This window comes from Candidatus Tisiphia endosymbiont of Micropterix aruncella, from assembly GCF_965178575.1.
In the GTDB taxonomy this organism is placed as follows: Bacteria; Pseudomonadota; Alphaproteobacteria; order Rickettsiales; family Rickettsiaceae; genus Tisiphia.
In genome coordinates, this window is sequence record NZ_OZ238268.1 from 567690 (window position 1) to 582679 (window position 14990).

The following is a 14990-nucleotide window of genomic DNA, read 5'->3' on the forward strand; positions in this document are numbered from 1 at the left end:
TTACCCAAAAATTTGAAAATTGATTTATCAATTCTGCAAGTTTTTGAAGTAGGTCAATATAGGAGCAGATATAAAAATAGATGAATATGTACCAACTATTATACCAAAAAACACTAATATACTAAAGCTATAAATAGCTTCCCCACCAAATATTACCAAAGCTAGGTTTGCGAGCAAGGTTGTAACAACTGTTAGAATAGTCCTAGACAGAGTTTCATTAATACTCAGATTAATAATTTGTGGCATTACTTTCTTATGTGATTTGCGTAAATTTTCTCTGATTCTATCATAGATCACTACTGAATCATTCACAGAATAACCTATTATGGTAAGAATAGCAGCTATGGAGCTTAAATTGAAGTCTAGCCTCATCACACTCATAAAACCTAAGCTTAGTATGGCGTCATGTAACAAAGCTACAAGTATACCAAGCCCAAAATACCACTCAAATCTAATCCAAGTGTAAACCATTATGGCAAGAAACGAAAGAATTAGTGCCGTTATTCCTGATTTTATCAGTTGAGTACCAACTTGTGGACCGACAAAATCTACTTTACGATACTCAAATTTATAAGAAAACTGGTTTTTTAAAGTTGATTTGATAAGCTTAATATTTTGCATTAAAGTATCTTCACTATTGCTGCCAACTCGTATTGACAAATCATGCTGATTACCAAAATTTTGTAATACTACTTCACCAATCTTAAGGTTATTAAGCACTTCACGCATTTTGGTTAAATCAGGGTCTTGATCAAGCCGCACTTCTATAACAATCCCACCAGCAAAATCAATACCAAAATTAAATTTGTAAATCCCTATCCAAATAATACTTACAAGAGATAAAATAATGGACATCGTATAACTTACTTTTCTAAATCTGATAAAATCAAAGTTGATTTTATCAGGTAAAAGCCTTAATGGATATAATTGCATTATTGAATTCTTTAATTTATATACCGAGAGCTTGTCTATACAATTCTAAGATCGCATCTTGTTCAGCTAGCTTATTTCTATCAAGTTTTTTTAGTTTTAACACCGACTTCATAGCCTTGGTATCAAAGCCACTAGAGCTGGCTGCATCAAATATATCTTTTATTGCTTCAGATAATTCAGCTTTTTCTTGTTCAAGCCCTTCTATTTGATTTATATATTGTTCTAATTGTTCTTTAGCTATCACTTCTGTCATAAAATTCAAGTTTATTGTTTATCAAAAATTGTATACTCTTCTGCTCCTACGAATTGTTTTTTGCAAATATCATGGATTCGCATGTGTAACTATACTATATGTACGTTCCGTTTGCTCACCATTCATTTTCAAATCCAATTCTCCAAATCATTTGAGTATAATATGGCTAGTATATATTATTTTATCAAGCCACTAAGTAATTTATAGATAATTTTGCTATAAATGCTAGAAAAATCTTTAGATTAGTTGTTACCCGAACGATCCTTATAAAAACAAAGAGCTATTAGGCTTGAAATAGCACAAGCAATTACATAATAAATAGATGAAGTAATAGTACCAGTTTTTTGCACAAGATATTCTAGTATTAAAGGTGTTGTACCACCAAAAATACTGGTTGCTGTATTATAAGACAATGATAAAGCAGTATTTCTGATATTGGTTGGATAAAATTCAGCTTGCAGTGCAGGTTCAGGACCAATATAACAAGCAGCTAAAATTGATAATACGATTTGAGATATAATTATAAAACAAAATTCTCCAGTTTCAATTACATTCATCAAAAAAGGGATAACTAAAATAATTACCAGTAAATTAATCACAAAAATTTTCTTTCGACCAATTACATCAGATAAATAGCCAGAACATAAAGTAACAATAGCCATGATTATATAACAATAATTAGCTAAATTGCTAACTTGGTCATCGGTAAAACCACGATTTATCCTCAAAAATGACATTAGATAAGTAGCTTGTAGATAGAATATTACTGAACCTGTAGAGTTGATGAAGATTGATATTAACATATCAATCCAATATACAGAGATAACTTTTTTCAGAGGAGATTTTAAAATCCCACCATCTTCTTTTATACTTTGAAAACTAGGGGTTTCACTGGTATATTTTTTGATATAAAGTCCAGCAAATAAAATGAAAATTCCTAATAAAAATGGTATTCTCCACCCCCAATCATTAAATTGTTGTGCTGATAAAAGGCTTTGTATAAGCTGCGAAATGAGTGATCCAAATAATATGCCAATACAAATACTGGACATTGGTATACTGCCAGTAAAGCCACGATGCACCTTACCTGTATGTTCAATAGCAAATGCAATTGAGCCAGTAAGTACTCCGCCCATTGATAAACCTTGCAGCATCCGAAGTAGAATCATTAATATAGTAGCGGTAACACCTATATTGTCATAAGTTGGTAATATGCCAATTAGTGCCGTTGGCAGAGACATACAAAATATAGATGTACTTAAAGCAGTTTTTCTACCAAAACGATCTCCGAGTACCCCAAAAAATACCCCACCTATTGGTCTCATTAAATAACCGATAGCAAATACCAAAAAAGCATGCAATAAAGACGAGCTAGGACTTGATCCAGGAAAGAACTTTGCCCCTATTATAGGAGCAAAGTAACCAAATAGTGCGTAATCATACCACTCAAATGCATTTGCTACACCACTTGCAAAAACTAACTTACATTTATTCATATTTTTTATTATTTCATTGGTAATCAAGGATTAGAACGCTTATTACCCCAATTCGGGATAAGAATTGACAAATTCTTATCCCAAATTCGCGTTTATTAGCAACATATATGATGGCTTACTCATAATGCCCACTCAAGCTGATTATTAGTACAGTCTTTTCATCTTCAAAAATTTCGTATATCAATCTATGTTTGATATTAATTCTTAGAGAATAGCAACCTTTTAAGTTGCCTACGAGTTTTTCACTGCTGATAGGTCTTGGATTATTTTTTAATTCAGTCCATAGTTTTCTAGCCTTATTATCAAGTTTTTCTGACTTTAACTTTTGAAAATCTTTAAATGATTTTTTAGTAAATTTCAAATTGTACAATGACATCAATTCATATCATCTTCATTTAAGCACTCATCCAAAGGTTCTTGCCTAGCTTTTAGTATTTCCTTAACTAATCCAGGTATCGAATATAATTCTAATGTTGCTTGCAAAGATTCGTAGTCTTCTCTAGATAATAGCACTGCGTCATAATGCTTACCTTTTAAATATACTGGTTTATGTGTTTCGTTTGCTTCTTGTACAAGGCTAAATAAATTAGCTCTTGCTACCGATATTGTCTGTACGTTCATAATTTATCTCCCTTATAAGTATACTCTTCTGCTTTGAAGAATTGTTTTTTGGAAATATCAAGGACTCGCGTACTTAAGCTCAGTTTGATGTAATAAATTAATAGTAAGCTCAGTATCATCGTCATTAGGGGTGATGTCACCCCTGCGAAAGCAGGGGGCTAAAAATGCTTAACAGTACCTCGATCTACTTTTTTTAGATACCGCACCGAAGCAGGGACACCCTAGGCTATTAAACCGATGTCTTACATCAAACTGAGGTTACGTACGCTCTGCTTGCTCGCCCCTTATTTTCAAATCCAATTCTCCAAATCATTTGAGTATATACACATATAGTACATGATATTGTACATTTAATATCATTTCAACAAAATGTTTGAAAAGAACAAGCATTGCTAGCCTGAATTCGATGTAACAAGTTACATCGAACTTGCGGGATACATATAGCAACAATCAGGTTTGAAGCGGTTCTTTACCTGATTGTTAAATATTAATTTGCTAATAATCTTATTTTTATACAATATAAAAATAAGATTATTAGCGGTAATAGATTAAAATGCATTCGTAGAATCGCTTCAAGAATGCATTTTTCCTTATAACAAGCCAATTCGATATAAGAATTAACAATTCTTATATCGAATTGAGGTATTGCGAGTACTACTTCATGCAGTAGCTTTATCATTTTGTGTAATATTTCCTTTCTCAGAATATATTATAAACAATGTTGCAGGTATTATTATCAATGCTCCGTATAAAGTACTGTTTTCAGGGACTTCATTAAACACAAGATATCCAGCTGATGCTGAAATTATTAACTCTAAATATCTATAAGGGGCGGTGGCAGTGGCGTCAACTAGAGAGAAAGCCTTTAATAAGAAAAATAAGATTAAACTACCCCCAGCTCCTAAGGTAAATAGCAAAATAAATTCTGAACTGGTAGGTGTTTGCCAATACATTATTGATGACGGTATTGATACTAAAGATGTTACTAGAGCAGAATAAAATAGCATACTAATCATTGATTCTTTTACTACAAATTTCTTATTGATAATATCTAACATGGCAAAAGCTACAGAAGCTAAGACAAAAATCAATATCTGTGGATTAAAGTCACTAGCATGAGGTTTCAGGGTAATAACAATACCAATAAAACCAAATAAAGTTGCTGCCCATCTTTGCCAAATAATATTCTCATTTAAGAAAAAAACTGCTAGAACTAGAGTAAATAAAGGTGTAGCAAAACCAATAACTGTAGCAGTAGTCACTGGGGCAATATTGAGACCATAAATCCAAGACGTCATAGCAAAAAACAATAAAACCCCTCTTGCAATATGTATAAAAGGACGATTAGTTTTAAGAGTCTGTTTCCCATAATATAAAATAAAAGGGACAAGAATTAAAGCACTAAAGAAAAAGCGAAAACAAGTTACCTCAAAACTATGTAGCCTAAGTCCAAGATATTTTGCTGTTATGTCATTAGTTGCACTACTTACCAAGCTTAATATAAACCAACCAATACCAACAAAATAAGTGTTTAATTTATTATTCATTTGTATAGACCTTAATTCGTTATTTTTTTATATTTTTTGTATTAGTGTTTTCTATATTTAGTGTTATAGTGTCACTAATATTAAACAAGTTCAAAAATCTTATTATCAATTTGATTTTCAAATAAGAAAGAATATATATAATACAGCAATATATTTAAAGCAAGAAAAGGTTTATAGTTATGATAAAAGTCACGAAAAAATTTGGAATATTGCTGTTGGTAAGTTGTGTAAGTATTTCTAGCTTTGCTAATTCTGATTCAACTAATAATGACTATGATGCCGATTATTATGAAAATGAAGGTAATCTTGTGTTTAAAATAAGAGGGGGGGGTATCAAATCTAGTGCAAAGCAAAAAGGTTTTCCTAAGGCTACTGCCAAAGACCCAGTATCGATTGGTAATTTTGTTGAAAATGGTTACGGTTTTGATGCTTCTACATCAATATTCTTTGCTAGTAATGTTGCCGCAGAGTTATCTTTAGGTTTTAATGTATTACGTACTAAAAATAATAGTTTAAAGAGTGTGGCTTATAATTATGGTGGTAATCCAGCAGATGTTGGTAAAAGAAAAGATCTTTATATTATCCCCCTGACTGTCACGGGACAATATCATATAGCTCCCTTTGGTGCTATTAGACCTTATGTTGGCGTTGGTTATCATGGAGCTTATATGTTCAGTAAATCTAAAGGATGTACAGTCAAAAATGGTCACGGTGCTGTATTACAGATCGGGGTTGATTTATATGCTAAGGATGATACATTGATTAACTTAGATGTAAGGCAGTATTTTCTTAAGACCAAAGTTGATTATAAAAATAGTTTAATAAAACAACCTATATCATCTAAAGTAAGGTTTAATCCGTTAATGATTGCAGTAGGTATTGGTTATAGGTTTTAGACTTGCCTGACCTAATTAAGCGAGAAATTGAAGTAGTCTAAGATGTCTATTGTTGACTTATTAGTTAGAAGAGACTATATCTTTTCTAGACATATCAATATTATATTATTAGTTTTTTACTATGAGTTCACAACAAAAATTACCTATACTGCCTAGAGCAACTGCTATTTGGTTGATTGATAATACTGCTTTAACTTTTAAGCAGATAGCGGATTTTTGTGGGATTCATGAGTTTGAAATTAAAGGCATTGCTGATGGTGAAGTATCCCAAGGTATTATGGGGCTAGATCCTATTGTTGGAGGACAATTAACTCAAGAAGAAATAATGCGTTGCACGAAAGATCCAAGTAGTAGTTTAAGACTTTTTGTGAGTAGTGCCTATGATTTGGTAAGTACAAAGAAAAAACAACAATCTAGATATACTCCTATTGCTAGACGTCAGGATAAACCAGACGCAATATATTGGTTACTTAAAAATTGTCCAGAAATTTTAGATAATCAAATTATAAAACTAGTTGGTACTACTAAGCCAACCATAGAAGCTATCCGTGAGCGTAGTCACTGGAACATGAAAAACATTCGCCCACGTGATCCAGTTTTACTTGGAATTTGTAGTCAAGTGGAATTAGACAAGAGTATTGAGCAAGCACAGCTTTTATCTAAGCAAGAAAAAACTGATAAAGAATAGACTTCCTGAATAAATCAAAAAAGCTTTCGGGATTTTTAGAAGAAACGAAGCCGAGTACCGCAGCGTACACAGACGGTTGTTACGGAGCGAAGGCGAGTTTCGACGACAAAATCACCAACTAGATTGATTTATTCAGGAAGTCTAATAAGTCATGGCAACTTAAAAACCACGATTAGTAGTTGCTATAGATATAAGTTTAACTATTCTTGATGTTATTCCTGCGTAGACGAAAATATAAAAAAATAGCCTGCAAAGGCTATTAGATATTATAGATTCCCGCCTACGCGGGAATGACTTGCTCATGATCCATGCAACAAATCCTCCATGCGAAAGTTGGGAGGATTTAAAATGGCATCTTTAGTCCAGGTGGCAAACCAATATTACCTAAAGCATCAGACATAGAGTTTTGTGAATCTTCATCGACCTTGCTTTTAGCATCGCTGAAAGCAGCAACAATTAAATCTTCCAATAATTCTTTCTCTGTCTCTTTAAGCAAAGAAGAGTCAATGGAAACCTTTCGAACCTCACCACGACCACTAACGGTAATATTTACTAACCCACCACCTGCTTTTCCAAAATATTCAGTATTTGCCATTTTTTCCTGCATTTCTTGCATTTTTTTTTGCATTGACTGAGCTTGTTTTAAAAATTGATTAAAATTTGTCATACTATTTACCTTTTAATTTTTTAACAAAATATCTGAAATTGTAACATTTGGAAAGTGTTGTGTTAAAATTTTCCAATCTTGACTTGATTTTACTTTATTTAGCAATTGTTCTTTAAGAGTGATTATTTTTAACTGTTTTGTAATGATAACATTCCAAGTTTTACCTGACCAAGCAAATAATAAATTAGCAATTTGCTCTTTTATTTTTGTATTGAGATCGCTTCCAGCAATTTCTATAGTTTGAAGAACAAAAGATTTTAACTCCACTTGGTTCAGTAATCTGTAATAAACTTCCATCTCATTATGCAAATGTAAAAACTCAAGAAAACCGGTAATTTGATAGTTCTGAGTTGATTGTTGTAATACCGGCTGTTCTAGTTGCTCTCCATCATTATATTCCACTAATTCTTCTAGCGATGGTAACATCTGTGAGTAAATAGATTTTATCACCAGCATTTCAGCTTCTATCAATTGATTATGTGAAGTTTTCATCTCTATAATTCCTTTACTATATATTTGCCAAATAATAGATAATTGAGGAAGAGTAATTTTTGTTAAAATATTTGTAACATTATCATTAAAAGATACATATATAGGACTTTGATAATTAGGTAATATCTTTATTTTACTAAGATAGGCAGTAAAATCAGCAACTAATGCTACAAAAGTTTCTAAATTTGCTGAAGACATATAAAGATTGTTTACTAAATCAATCGATTTAGCAGTATCTTTTTGAATAATATATTCAAAAAACTTAACTATACTAGCTGTATCCACCAAACCAAGTATTTGATAAACGATTTCAGGAGTGATCAAGTCTCCTGCTGCCAAACTCGTTGCTTGGTCTAGTACTGAAACTGCATCTCTAGCTGAACCATCAGATCTAGACGCAATTATTCTAAGAGCCTCTATCTCAACGTTTAACTGTTCTTTTTTAGCGATGAATTGAAGCAATTGAAAAATCTCATCAAATGTTAGTCTCCTTAAATCATATCGCTGACATCTAGAAATTACGGTTAATGGAATTTTTTGTGGTTCAGTAGTAGCAAATATAAATATTACATGTGCTGGCGGTTCTTCAAGGATTTTAAGTAGAGCGTTGAATGCACCTTTAGACAGCATATGAACTTCATCAATTATGAAGATACTGTACCTAGCGATTAGCGGCTTATATTCACTACTTTCTATTATTTTACGGATATCATCAACACTTGTCTTGCTAGCAGCATCAATTTCAATTATATCAGGATGGTTATTTTTATTAAAGCTGCTACAATTCTGACAACTCTCACAAGGTTTAATACTATCACCTTCAACTATCAGATTGGTACAATTAATAGTTTTAGCGATAATACGTGCTGAAGTAGTTTTGCCAACACCCCTAATACCAGTAAGAAGATAACCTTGAGATATACGATTTTTTAGAATAGTATAGCTTAAAATTTTTGTTAAAACTTCTTGTCCGTATAGTTCAGAGAAATTAGTAGGGCGATATTTTCTAGCAAAATTAATATATTGGTCGGTTGTTTTTGTCACTTGTATATTCACAAAATATGATCTACTCAAATGATTTCAAGAATTAGATTTGAAAACAGAAGAGTATGCTAGTAATGACCCACTAGAGACTATTTTGGCTGCTTCCTTTCGAACCTGACCACCTGAACAGCACCAATGCCCACTACTAGCACATGATAAAATAGTTCTTTTATCATCTAGAGGCAAGTTATTTAAGTAGCTAAATTGTATTTTTTTTCTATATCGCTTTTTGTTAGTCTACTTGGTGTTCCGAATATGTCTGGATTCTTAAGCTTAAATAAATCATCATCAAATTTTTGTACTTTTGCAATATGATTAAATATTATGGTAATAATATTTTCATCTTCAAGTATTTCTAGCTTTTTTATTTGTTTAGTTTTTTTATCAAAGGTAATCTGACTACGCCGCTCTGATAAAGTATGATAAATAGTAATTTTAAACATATTATCTTGATCTATTACTGACTCAATTTTGAAATATTTATCAAAATCTATACTATCTTCTAATAAAAAATTAAATACATTCTCCTCTGCCTTAATACGACTTACATGTTTCATATCATAGTCATACACAGAAACATAATTAGCATTACCAATAACCACCAAAGGAAATGGTGGGTAATAATTACATCGAAACTTAGAAGGCTTATTTATTAATAACTTACCTTCAGCTTTATTCCCTGCTGAATCCTCTTGGCTAAAGTCCACAGCCATGGATTTTATTTCACGTAAATATATTTTAAGTTGATCAATAGCTTTGTTATCAAGAGGTCTATTCTCTAATATTAGAGTTCTAGCAGAATTCGCTTCTGCTAGGGAATTTGTAGGAGGATCGGAACGCGGAACCGCAAGCAGTACGGCAAGTGTACGTGAGGATTCGAGTACCGTACCGACGCCCAAATTACCAGTAGAAGTAGAATTATGCAAGAACTCTATTTCAGCATAGGCTATGGTTAGAAACCAATAAATGGCAATAATACCTTTACAAAGCAAGCTCATCTTTTATACCTAATATGTGTTACCCCAATTCGGGATAAGAATTGACAAATTCTTATCCCGAATTCGCGTGTGTTATATTTTGTTTCGCTGCTTTAAGTGTATTCTTTAGCAAACAAGCGACAGTCATTGGTCCAACACCGCCTGGAACTGGTGTTATATATCTCACTTTATCAACAACATTGGTAAAATCAACGTCTCCTACCATCTTGTCGCTATTAGGAAGTTTACTAATACCAACATCAATAACTATAGAGTTAGGACTGAAATATTCTTTTGTTAATGTTAAAGGAGATCCAATAGCAGATATTACTATATCAGTACGGGAAGTTATAGAACTTAAATTTTGAGTTCTTGAATGGCATATCGTCACAGTACAATCTTCTCTAAGTAATAAAGCTGATAATGGTTTACCTACAATATTAGAACGCCCTATAACTACAGCATTTTTTCCAGCTAAATTTGGTTCAACTTGTTTAAGTAACTCAATGCAACCAAGAGCCGTGCAAGGTATAAAGCCATTGCCTGAGTTACTATGTAGATAACCAACATTTATAGGATGGAAACCATCGACATCTTTGCTAGGATCAATGGCAGATAAGATTAAATTTTTATTGATATGTTCAGGTAGAGGAAGTTGTACAATAATTCCAGAAATATTTGAATCATTGTTGAGCATGCTGATTTCATGCAGCATATGGTCAATGTCAATTTCACTGGGCAAATTTATTTGCAAAGCGTTCATACCAATTGCTCCTGCTGCTTTGATCTTATTTCTTACATATATACTACTAGCTGGGTTATCACCCACTAGTATAATAGCAAGGGTTGGTACTAACTTGTGTTGCTCCTTGATTAAATTAATCTCTGCCCGTAACTTAGATAATATTTGTTCTGCAACATATTTACCATTGATTATATTACTACGTTCATTCACTATTTATGTACTCCTTTGGTAGTTGAATATTCGAAGTGTAAGGCCTTACCCTCAAATACCCTGCCATAGGCATGATGTAAGCTGCTAGCTGCTTCGGCAAAACCAGTAAGAATTAATTTTAATTTTGCCGGATAACTAGCAATATCGCCAATTGCATAAATGCCTGAAATATTTGTTTCAAAATATGAAGGTTCTACAATTATATGATTAGTTTTGAGATTTAATCCCCAATTTTTTATTGGTCCCAATTCTTGGGCAAGCCCGAAGAATGGTAATAAAATATTCGCGGGTAAAGTACAAATATTCCCCTCAAAATCTTTGACGTTGACGGCTTCTAGTTTGCCGTCTTTTCCTACTAAATGGTCTAGTTGATAATTAATTACTAACTCAATTTTGCCACTATTTGCTAGTTCTTTGAGTTGTCTTATACTTTCATTCGCCGCTCGAAATTTCTCACGCCTATGCACTAAATATATTTTTTTAGCAATTTCAGAGAGTGATATTGCCCAGTCTACAGCTGAATCCCCTCCACCAGCTATTACAATTTCTTTGTTGGCAAAACTATTGCGGTTATTGATAAAATAAAATACTGATTTTCCCTCAAATGTTTCTATATTAGGTAATGGAGGTCTGTTAGGTCCAAAAGAACCGCATCCAGCAGCTATAATAATAACTTTAGCAGTAATTAGGATGTCTTTAGAAGTGGTAATTTGGAATCGCCCCTCTTCTTTTTTCAATTGCACTACTTGCTGATTTAGATGATAAACCGGATCAAACGGTTGTGCTTGCAATGCCAATTGTGCTATCAACTCTTCTGCCATAATTTTAGGATATGCTGGTATGTCATATATAGGTTTTTCCGGGTAAAGTTGGCTACATTGCCCTCCTATTATCTCCTGCGAGTCAACAACATGGCAACGCATACCAAGCATCCCAGCTTGAAAAATAGCAAATAGACCAACTGGACCTGCACCAATTATTATAATATCAGTGTCGTGCATAAAATAAAATTTTTATAAATAAAAAAATAGTCAAACTCTTAACGATACCGGGATTTTATGTTAGAATGGATAAATAATCAACTAATCAGTTTAAATTAATTTTGTATCATGATAAATTTTTATTTAGTTATCAATATTTTGTTTATTGGTTTAATGATCTATTTATTACTTAAAAATGTAAATATTTTTGTCAAACTCTTAGTGCTAAATAGTTTAACTAGTATAATAACCTTATTCATTTGTTTTCTTGGTTCATTTAAAATGAATAATTGTTATTTAGATATTGCTCTAATTTATTTTCTCTTAAGTTTTATAGCAAGTGGAGCATATTTAAAGTATTTTATTGGTCAATCTAATAAGGTGATGTGATGCGAAAACGAGTAGAGAAAAAAGAAATAGTAATATTAGGTTGTGGTTTCAGTGGTATGCTTACGGCATTATTATTTGCGAAAGAAGATATTAAGACTACCATCCTTGAGTATCAATCGATAAATTCTGATAATTTTTGTACTGATATCAGAACGACCGCCTTAACCCCTGCTTCTGTGCAGTTTTTAAGAGGCCTTAATGTATGGTTTGAGATTGAGAAAATAGCTAGCAAAATGCTTGAAGTCTATGTTGTTGATAATAAAGCACCAGAGATGTTATGTATGCCAAATATCAAAGGAAATGATGCACTAGGTTATATAGTAAAAAATAGTGAATTTAAGAAAATATTACTAGCAAATGTTAGAAAAAACCCTTTGATTAAGGTAATTGATCAGTGTGATTATAAAAAAGTTGATAGTAAACCTGATCATTCAACCATATATTTGGATGACAATAAGACTATGAATAGTGACTTATTGATTGTTTGTGATGGGCGTAATTCTAAAGTTCGACAATATTATTTTTTTAATAAAATAGAGAAAACCTATAACCAAACTGCCTTAACGTTTGATATTAAGCATGAGAAAGATCACGAAAATTGTGCTATTGAACATTTTATGCCATCTGGTCCTTTTGCCATTTTACCTCTCAAGGACCAAAAAACCTCATCTATAATATGGACTACGGACCAAGAGCAGGCTGCATTATTGATGAGTTTACCAAAGGAAGAATTTGAGTATTTAGCAAGTAAAAATTGTGGGAATTCTTTAGGGTCTATTGCTTTAGATAGTACTATTAGCTCTTTTCCTTTAAAGGCTCGTATAGCTAGTAAATATTTTTATAATAAAATAGCAGTTGTGGCAGATAGTGCTCATATAATTCATCCTCTAGCTGGTCAGGCTTTGAATCAAGGAATAAAGGATATTGAAACTTTAACGGGGTTAGTGGTCAGTAGTGGTATAAGTGTAGGAATGCTAGAACGATATCAAAAATTAAGACAAAATGATAATTTTCATATGTATATGATTACTGAAAGCTTAAATAGTATTTTCTCAAACCATTCAAAACCCTTGTGGTATCTAAGACGTTTGGGGCTTAAAACTATTGATAATATACAGACTATTAAGAATTTGTTAGTAGAGTATGCTATGGGTCGTAGATAAAATGAATAAGGAAATTATAAAAAAAGTTCAAAATACCAGTTGACAGGATGGTAGATTTTGCATATAACTACTCCTACGAAAAGACGAACATTAATTGTTCGTAGCTGTTTTTAAAAGTAAATAATCAGATATAGGTAGTGACAGCAAAATGTACTTATCACTAAAAGTGATAAATTAAACCTGTCAATTTTTTGAATAAAAAGTAGACAGAATCAAACTTGAGAGTTTGATCCTGGCTCAGAACGAACGCTTTCGGTATGCTTAACACATGCAAGTTGAACGGATTAATTTAGGGCTTGCTCTGAATTAGTTAGTAGCAAACGGGTGAGTAACACGTGGGAATCTACCCATCAGTACGGAATAACATTTAGAAATAAATGCTAATACCGTATATTCTCTTCGGAGGAAAGATTTATCGCTGATGGATGAGCCCGCGTCAGATTAGGTAGTTGGTAGGGTAATGGCCTACCAAGCCAACGATCTGTAGCTGGTCTGAGAGGATGATCAGCCACACTGGGACTGAGACACGGCCCAGACTCCTACGGGAGGCAGCAGTGGGGAATATTGGACAATGGGCGAAAGCCTGATCCAGCAATACCGAGTGGGTGACGAAGGCCTTAGGGTTGTAAAGCCCTTTTCAGCAGGGAAGATAATGACGGTACCTGACCAAGAAAGCCCCGGCTAACTCCGTGCCAGCAGCCGCGGTAAGACGGAGGGGGCTAGCGTTGTTCGGAATTACTGGGCGTAAAGAGTGCGTAGGCGGTTTAGTAAGTTGGAAGTGAAAGCCCGAGGCTTAACCTCGGAACTGCTTTCAAAACTACTAATCTAGAGTGTAGTAGGGGATGATGGAATTCCTAGTGTAGAGGTGAAATTCTTAGATATTAGGAGGAACACCGGTGGCGAAGGCGGTCATCTAGGCTACAACTGACGCTGATGCACGAAAGCGTGGGGAGCAAACAGGATTAGATACCCTGGTAGTCCACGCCGTAAACGATGAGTGCTAGATATCGGGAGAATTTCTTTCGGTTTCGTAGCTAACGCATTAAGCACTCCGCCTGGGGAGTACGGTCGCAAGATTAAAACTCAAAGGAATTGACGGGGGCTCGCACAAGCGGTGGAGCATGCGGTTTAATTCGATGTTACGCGAAAAACCTTACCAACCCTTGACATGGTGGTCGCGGGAAGCAGAGATGCATCCCTTCAGTTCGGCTGGACCACACACAGGTGTTGCATGGCTGTCGTCAGCTCGTGTCGTGAGATGTTGGGTTAAGTCCCGCAACGAGCGCAACCCTCATTCTTATTTGCCAGCGGGTAATGCCGGGAACTATAAGGAAACTGCCGGTGATAAGCCGGAGGAAGGTGGGGACGATGTCAAGTCATCATGGCCCTTATGGGTTGGGCTACACGCGTGCTACAATGGTATCTACAGAGGGAAGCAAGACGGTGACGTGGAGCAAATCCCTAAAAGATATCTCAGTTCGGATTGCTCTCTGCAACTCGAGAGCATGAAGTTGGAATCGCTAGTAATCGCGGATCAGCATGCCGCGGTGAATACGTTCTCGGGCCTTGTACACACTGCCCGTCACGCCATGGGAGTTGGTTTTACCTGAAGGTGGTGAGCTAACGTAAGAGGCAGCCAACCACGGTAAAATTAGCGACTGGGGTGAAGTCGTAACAAGGTAGCCGTAGGGGAACCTGCGGCTGGATTACCTCCTTTAAAGACTTAATTATAGCATGTTATTACTTTTGTAATACTTGCCTAAGTCCGACTTTCGCTGTCACTACCTTTAACTGATTGTTTATCAAATTTTAAAAACAGCTCTTTCTTTAAGTATTTTTCTGTATTCAGCAAGCCTAGCAAAATAAACATTTCCCAATATATATACCC

General features: G+C 34.1%; 15 protein-coding genes, 1 rRNA gene and 1 other RNA gene. 5 read left to right on the forward strand and 12 right to left on the reverse strand.

What is annotated here, in order from left to right; translation table 11 throughout:
• Window positions 1-27: 27 nt before the first annotated feature.
• The 6 genes from secF to ACN1AG_RS02750 all read right to left on the reverse strand — a co-directional run bounded on the left by secF (window position 28) and on the right by ACN1AG_RS02750 (window position 4850).
• Window positions 28-933, reverse strand: coding sequence for a protein translocase subunit SecF (gene secF, locus ACN1AG_RS02725; protein ID WP_417905399.1), 906 nt, complete (start codon window positions 931-933; stop codon window positions 28-30).
• Window positions 934-949: 16 nt separating this feature from the next.
• On the reverse strand, window positions 950-1186 hold the full coding sequence (locus ACN1AG_RS02730) for a DUF2312 domain-containing protein (RefSeq protein ID WP_341751598.1): 237 nt from the start codon (window positions 1184-1186) through the stop codon (window positions 950-952).
• Window positions 1187-1428: 242 nt separating this feature from the next.
• Window positions 1429-2682, reverse strand: coding sequence for an MFS transporter (locus ACN1AG_RS02735; RefSeq protein ID WP_341757739.1), 1254 nt, complete (start codon window positions 2680-2682; stop codon window positions 1429-1431).
• A 115-nt stretch (window positions 2683-2797) separates the two neighbouring features.
• A complete protein-coding gene (locus tag ACN1AG_RS02740) occupies window positions 2798-3058 on the reverse strand; it encodes a Txe/YoeB family addiction module toxin (RefSeq protein ID WP_341751596.1) in 261 nt (86 codons plus the stop codon).
• Window positions 3058-3303: a type II toxin-antitoxin system prevent-host-death family antitoxin gene (locus ACN1AG_RS02745; RefSeq protein WP_341757738.1), complete on the reverse strand. Its 246-nt coding sequence runs from the start codon at window positions 3301-3303 to the stop codon at window positions 3058-3060. The genes ACN1AG_RS02740 and ACN1AG_RS02745 overlap by 1 nt, the downstream gene beginning before the upstream one ends.
• Before the next feature lie 659 nt (window positions 3304-3962).
• Window positions 3963-4850: a DMT family transporter gene (locus ACN1AG_RS02750; RefSeq protein ID WP_417905400.1), complete on the reverse strand. Its 888-nt coding sequence runs from the start codon at window positions 4848-4850 to the stop codon at window positions 3963-3965.
• 179 nt (window positions 4851-5029) lie between these two features.
• Between ACN1AG_RS02750 and ACN1AG_RS02755 the strand changes: the two genes are divergently transcribed.
• Both ACN1AG_RS02755 and ACN1AG_RS02760 read left to right on the forward strand, forming a co-directional pair.
• Window positions 5030-5746 carry an OmpW family outer membrane protein gene (locus tag ACN1AG_RS02755; RefSeq protein WP_417905401.1) on the forward strand — a complete coding sequence of 239 codons (717 nt, stop codon included), beginning with the start codon at window positions 5030-5032 and terminating at the stop codon, window positions 5744-5746.
• A 121-nt stretch (window positions 5747-5867) separates the two neighbouring features.
• Window positions 5868-6434 (forward strand): cell cycle transcriptional regulator TrcR, encoded by a 567-nt coding sequence (locus ACN1AG_RS02760; RefSeq protein WP_417905402.1) that lies wholly within the window; start codon window positions 5868-5870, stop codon window positions 6432-6434.
• 343 nt (window positions 6435-6777) lie between these two features.
• Here the strand turns inward: ACN1AG_RS02760 and ACN1AG_RS02765 are convergent, their stop codons facing one another.
• The 6 genes from ACN1AG_RS02765 to ACN1AG_RS02790 form a co-directional block, all read right to left on the reverse strand.
• Window positions 6778-7101 (reverse strand): YbaB/EbfC family nucleoid-associated protein, encoded by a 324-nt coding sequence (locus tag ACN1AG_RS02765; protein WP_341757734.1) that lies wholly within the window; start codon window positions 7099-7101, stop codon window positions 6778-6780.
• A gap of 12 nt (window positions 7102-7113) precedes the next feature.
• Complete coding sequence (gene dnaX / locus ACN1AG_RS02770; RefSeq protein ID WP_417905641.1) at window positions 7114-8643, reverse strand: DNA polymerase III subunit gamma/tau; 1530 nt, start codon at window positions 8641-8643, stop codon at window positions 7114-7116.
• Between the two features lie 53 nt (window positions 8644-8696).
• Window positions 8697-8792: signal recognition particle sRNA small type (gene ffs / locus ACN1AG_RS02775), an RNA gene on the reverse strand.
• A 36-nt stretch (window positions 8793-8828) separates the two neighbouring features.
• A complete protein-coding gene (locus ACN1AG_RS02780) occupies window positions 8829-9635 on the reverse strand; it encodes an outer-membrane lipoprotein carrier protein LolA (RefSeq protein ID WP_417905403.1) in 807 nt (268 codons plus the stop codon).
• 52 nt (window positions 9636-9687) lie between these two features.
• Complete coding sequence (locus ACN1AG_RS02785) at window positions 9688-10569, reverse strand: bifunctional 5,10-methylenetetrahydrofolate dehydrogenase/5,10-methenyltetrahydrofolate cyclohydrolase (protein ID WP_417905404.1); 882 nt, start codon at window positions 10567-10569, stop codon at window positions 9688-9690.
• Entirely contained in the window at window positions 10569-11570 is a 1002-nt protein-coding gene (locus ACN1AG_RS02790; protein WP_417905405.1) for an NAD(P)/FAD-dependent oxidoreductase, read from the reverse strand. The genes ACN1AG_RS02785 and ACN1AG_RS02790 overlap by 1 nt, the downstream gene beginning before the upstream one ends.
• Before the next feature lie 108 nt (window positions 11571-11678).
• Here ACN1AG_RS02790 and ACN1AG_RS02795 point away from each other — a divergent pair, with 108 nt between their 5' ends.
• From ACN1AG_RS02795 to ACN1AG_RS02805, 3 genes are all read left to right on the forward strand, one after another.
• A complete protein-coding gene (locus ACN1AG_RS02795) occupies window positions 11679-11939 on the forward strand; it encodes a monovalent cation/H+ antiporter complex subunit F (protein WP_341754685.1) in 261 nt (86 codons plus the stop codon).
• Window positions 11939-13102, forward strand: a complete 1164-nt coding sequence (locus ACN1AG_RS02800) for an FAD-dependent monooxygenase (protein ID WP_417905406.1) — start codon at window positions 11939-11941, stop codon at window positions 13100-13102. Before ACN1AG_RS02795 ends, ACN1AG_RS02800 begins: the two co-directional genes overlap by 1 nt.
• A 214-nt stretch (window positions 13103-13316) precedes the next feature.
• Window positions 13317-14819: ribosomal RNA gene (locus ACN1AG_RS02805) — 16S ribosomal RNA — on the forward strand.
• The last annotated feature ends 171 nt before the right edge of the window (window positions 14820-14990 follow it).

Coding starts and splice junctions, on each gene's coding strand:
- secF (WP_417905399.1), bottom strand. CDS start 933: ATGCAATTATATCCATTAAGGCTTTTACCTGATAAAATCAACTTTGAT.
- ACN1AG_RS02730 (WP_341751598.1), bottom strand. CDS start 1,186: ATGACAGAAGTGATAGCTAAAGAACAATTAGAACAATATATAAATCAA.
- ACN1AG_RS02735 (WP_341757739.1), bottom strand. CDS start 2,682: ATGAATAAATGTAAGTTAGTTTTTGCAAGTGGTGTAGCAAATGCATTT.
- ACN1AG_RS02740 (WP_341751596.1), bottom strand. CDS start 3,058: ATGTCATTGTACAATTTGAAATTTACTAAAAAATCATTTAAAGATTTT.
- ACN1AG_RS02745 (WP_341757738.1), bottom strand. CDS start 3,303: ATGAACGTACAGACAATATCGGTAGCAAGAGCTAATTTATTTAGCCTT.
- ACN1AG_RS02750 (WP_417905400.1), bottom strand. CDS start 4,850: ATGAATAATAAATTAAACACTTATTTTGTTGGTATTGGTTGGTTTATA.
- ACN1AG_RS02755 (WP_417905401.1), top strand. CDS start 5,030: ATGATAAAAGTCACGAAAAAATTTGGAATATTGCTGTTGGTAAGTTGT.
- ACN1AG_RS02760 (WP_417905402.1), top strand. CDS start 5,868: ATGAGTTCACAACAAAAATTACCTATACTGCCTAGAGCAACTGCTATT.
- ACN1AG_RS02765 (WP_341757734.1), bottom strand. CDS start 7,101: ATGACAAATTTTAATCAATTTTTAAAACAAGCTCAGTCAATGCAAAAA.
- ACN1AG_RS02780 (WP_417905403.1), bottom strand. CDS start 9,635: ATGAGCTTGCTTTGTAAAGGTATTATTGCCATTTATTGGTTTCTAACC.
- ACN1AG_RS02790 (WP_417905405.1), bottom strand. CDS start 11,570: ATGCACGACACTGATATTATAATAATTGGTGCAGGTCCAGTTGGTCTA.
- ACN1AG_RS02795 (WP_341754685.1), top strand. CDS start 11,679: ATGATAAATTTTTATTTAGTTATCAATATTTTGTTTATTGGTTTAATG.
- ACN1AG_RS02800 (WP_417905406.1), top strand. CDS start 11,939: ATGCGAAAACGAGTAGAGAAAAAAGAAATAGTAATATTAGGTTGTGGT.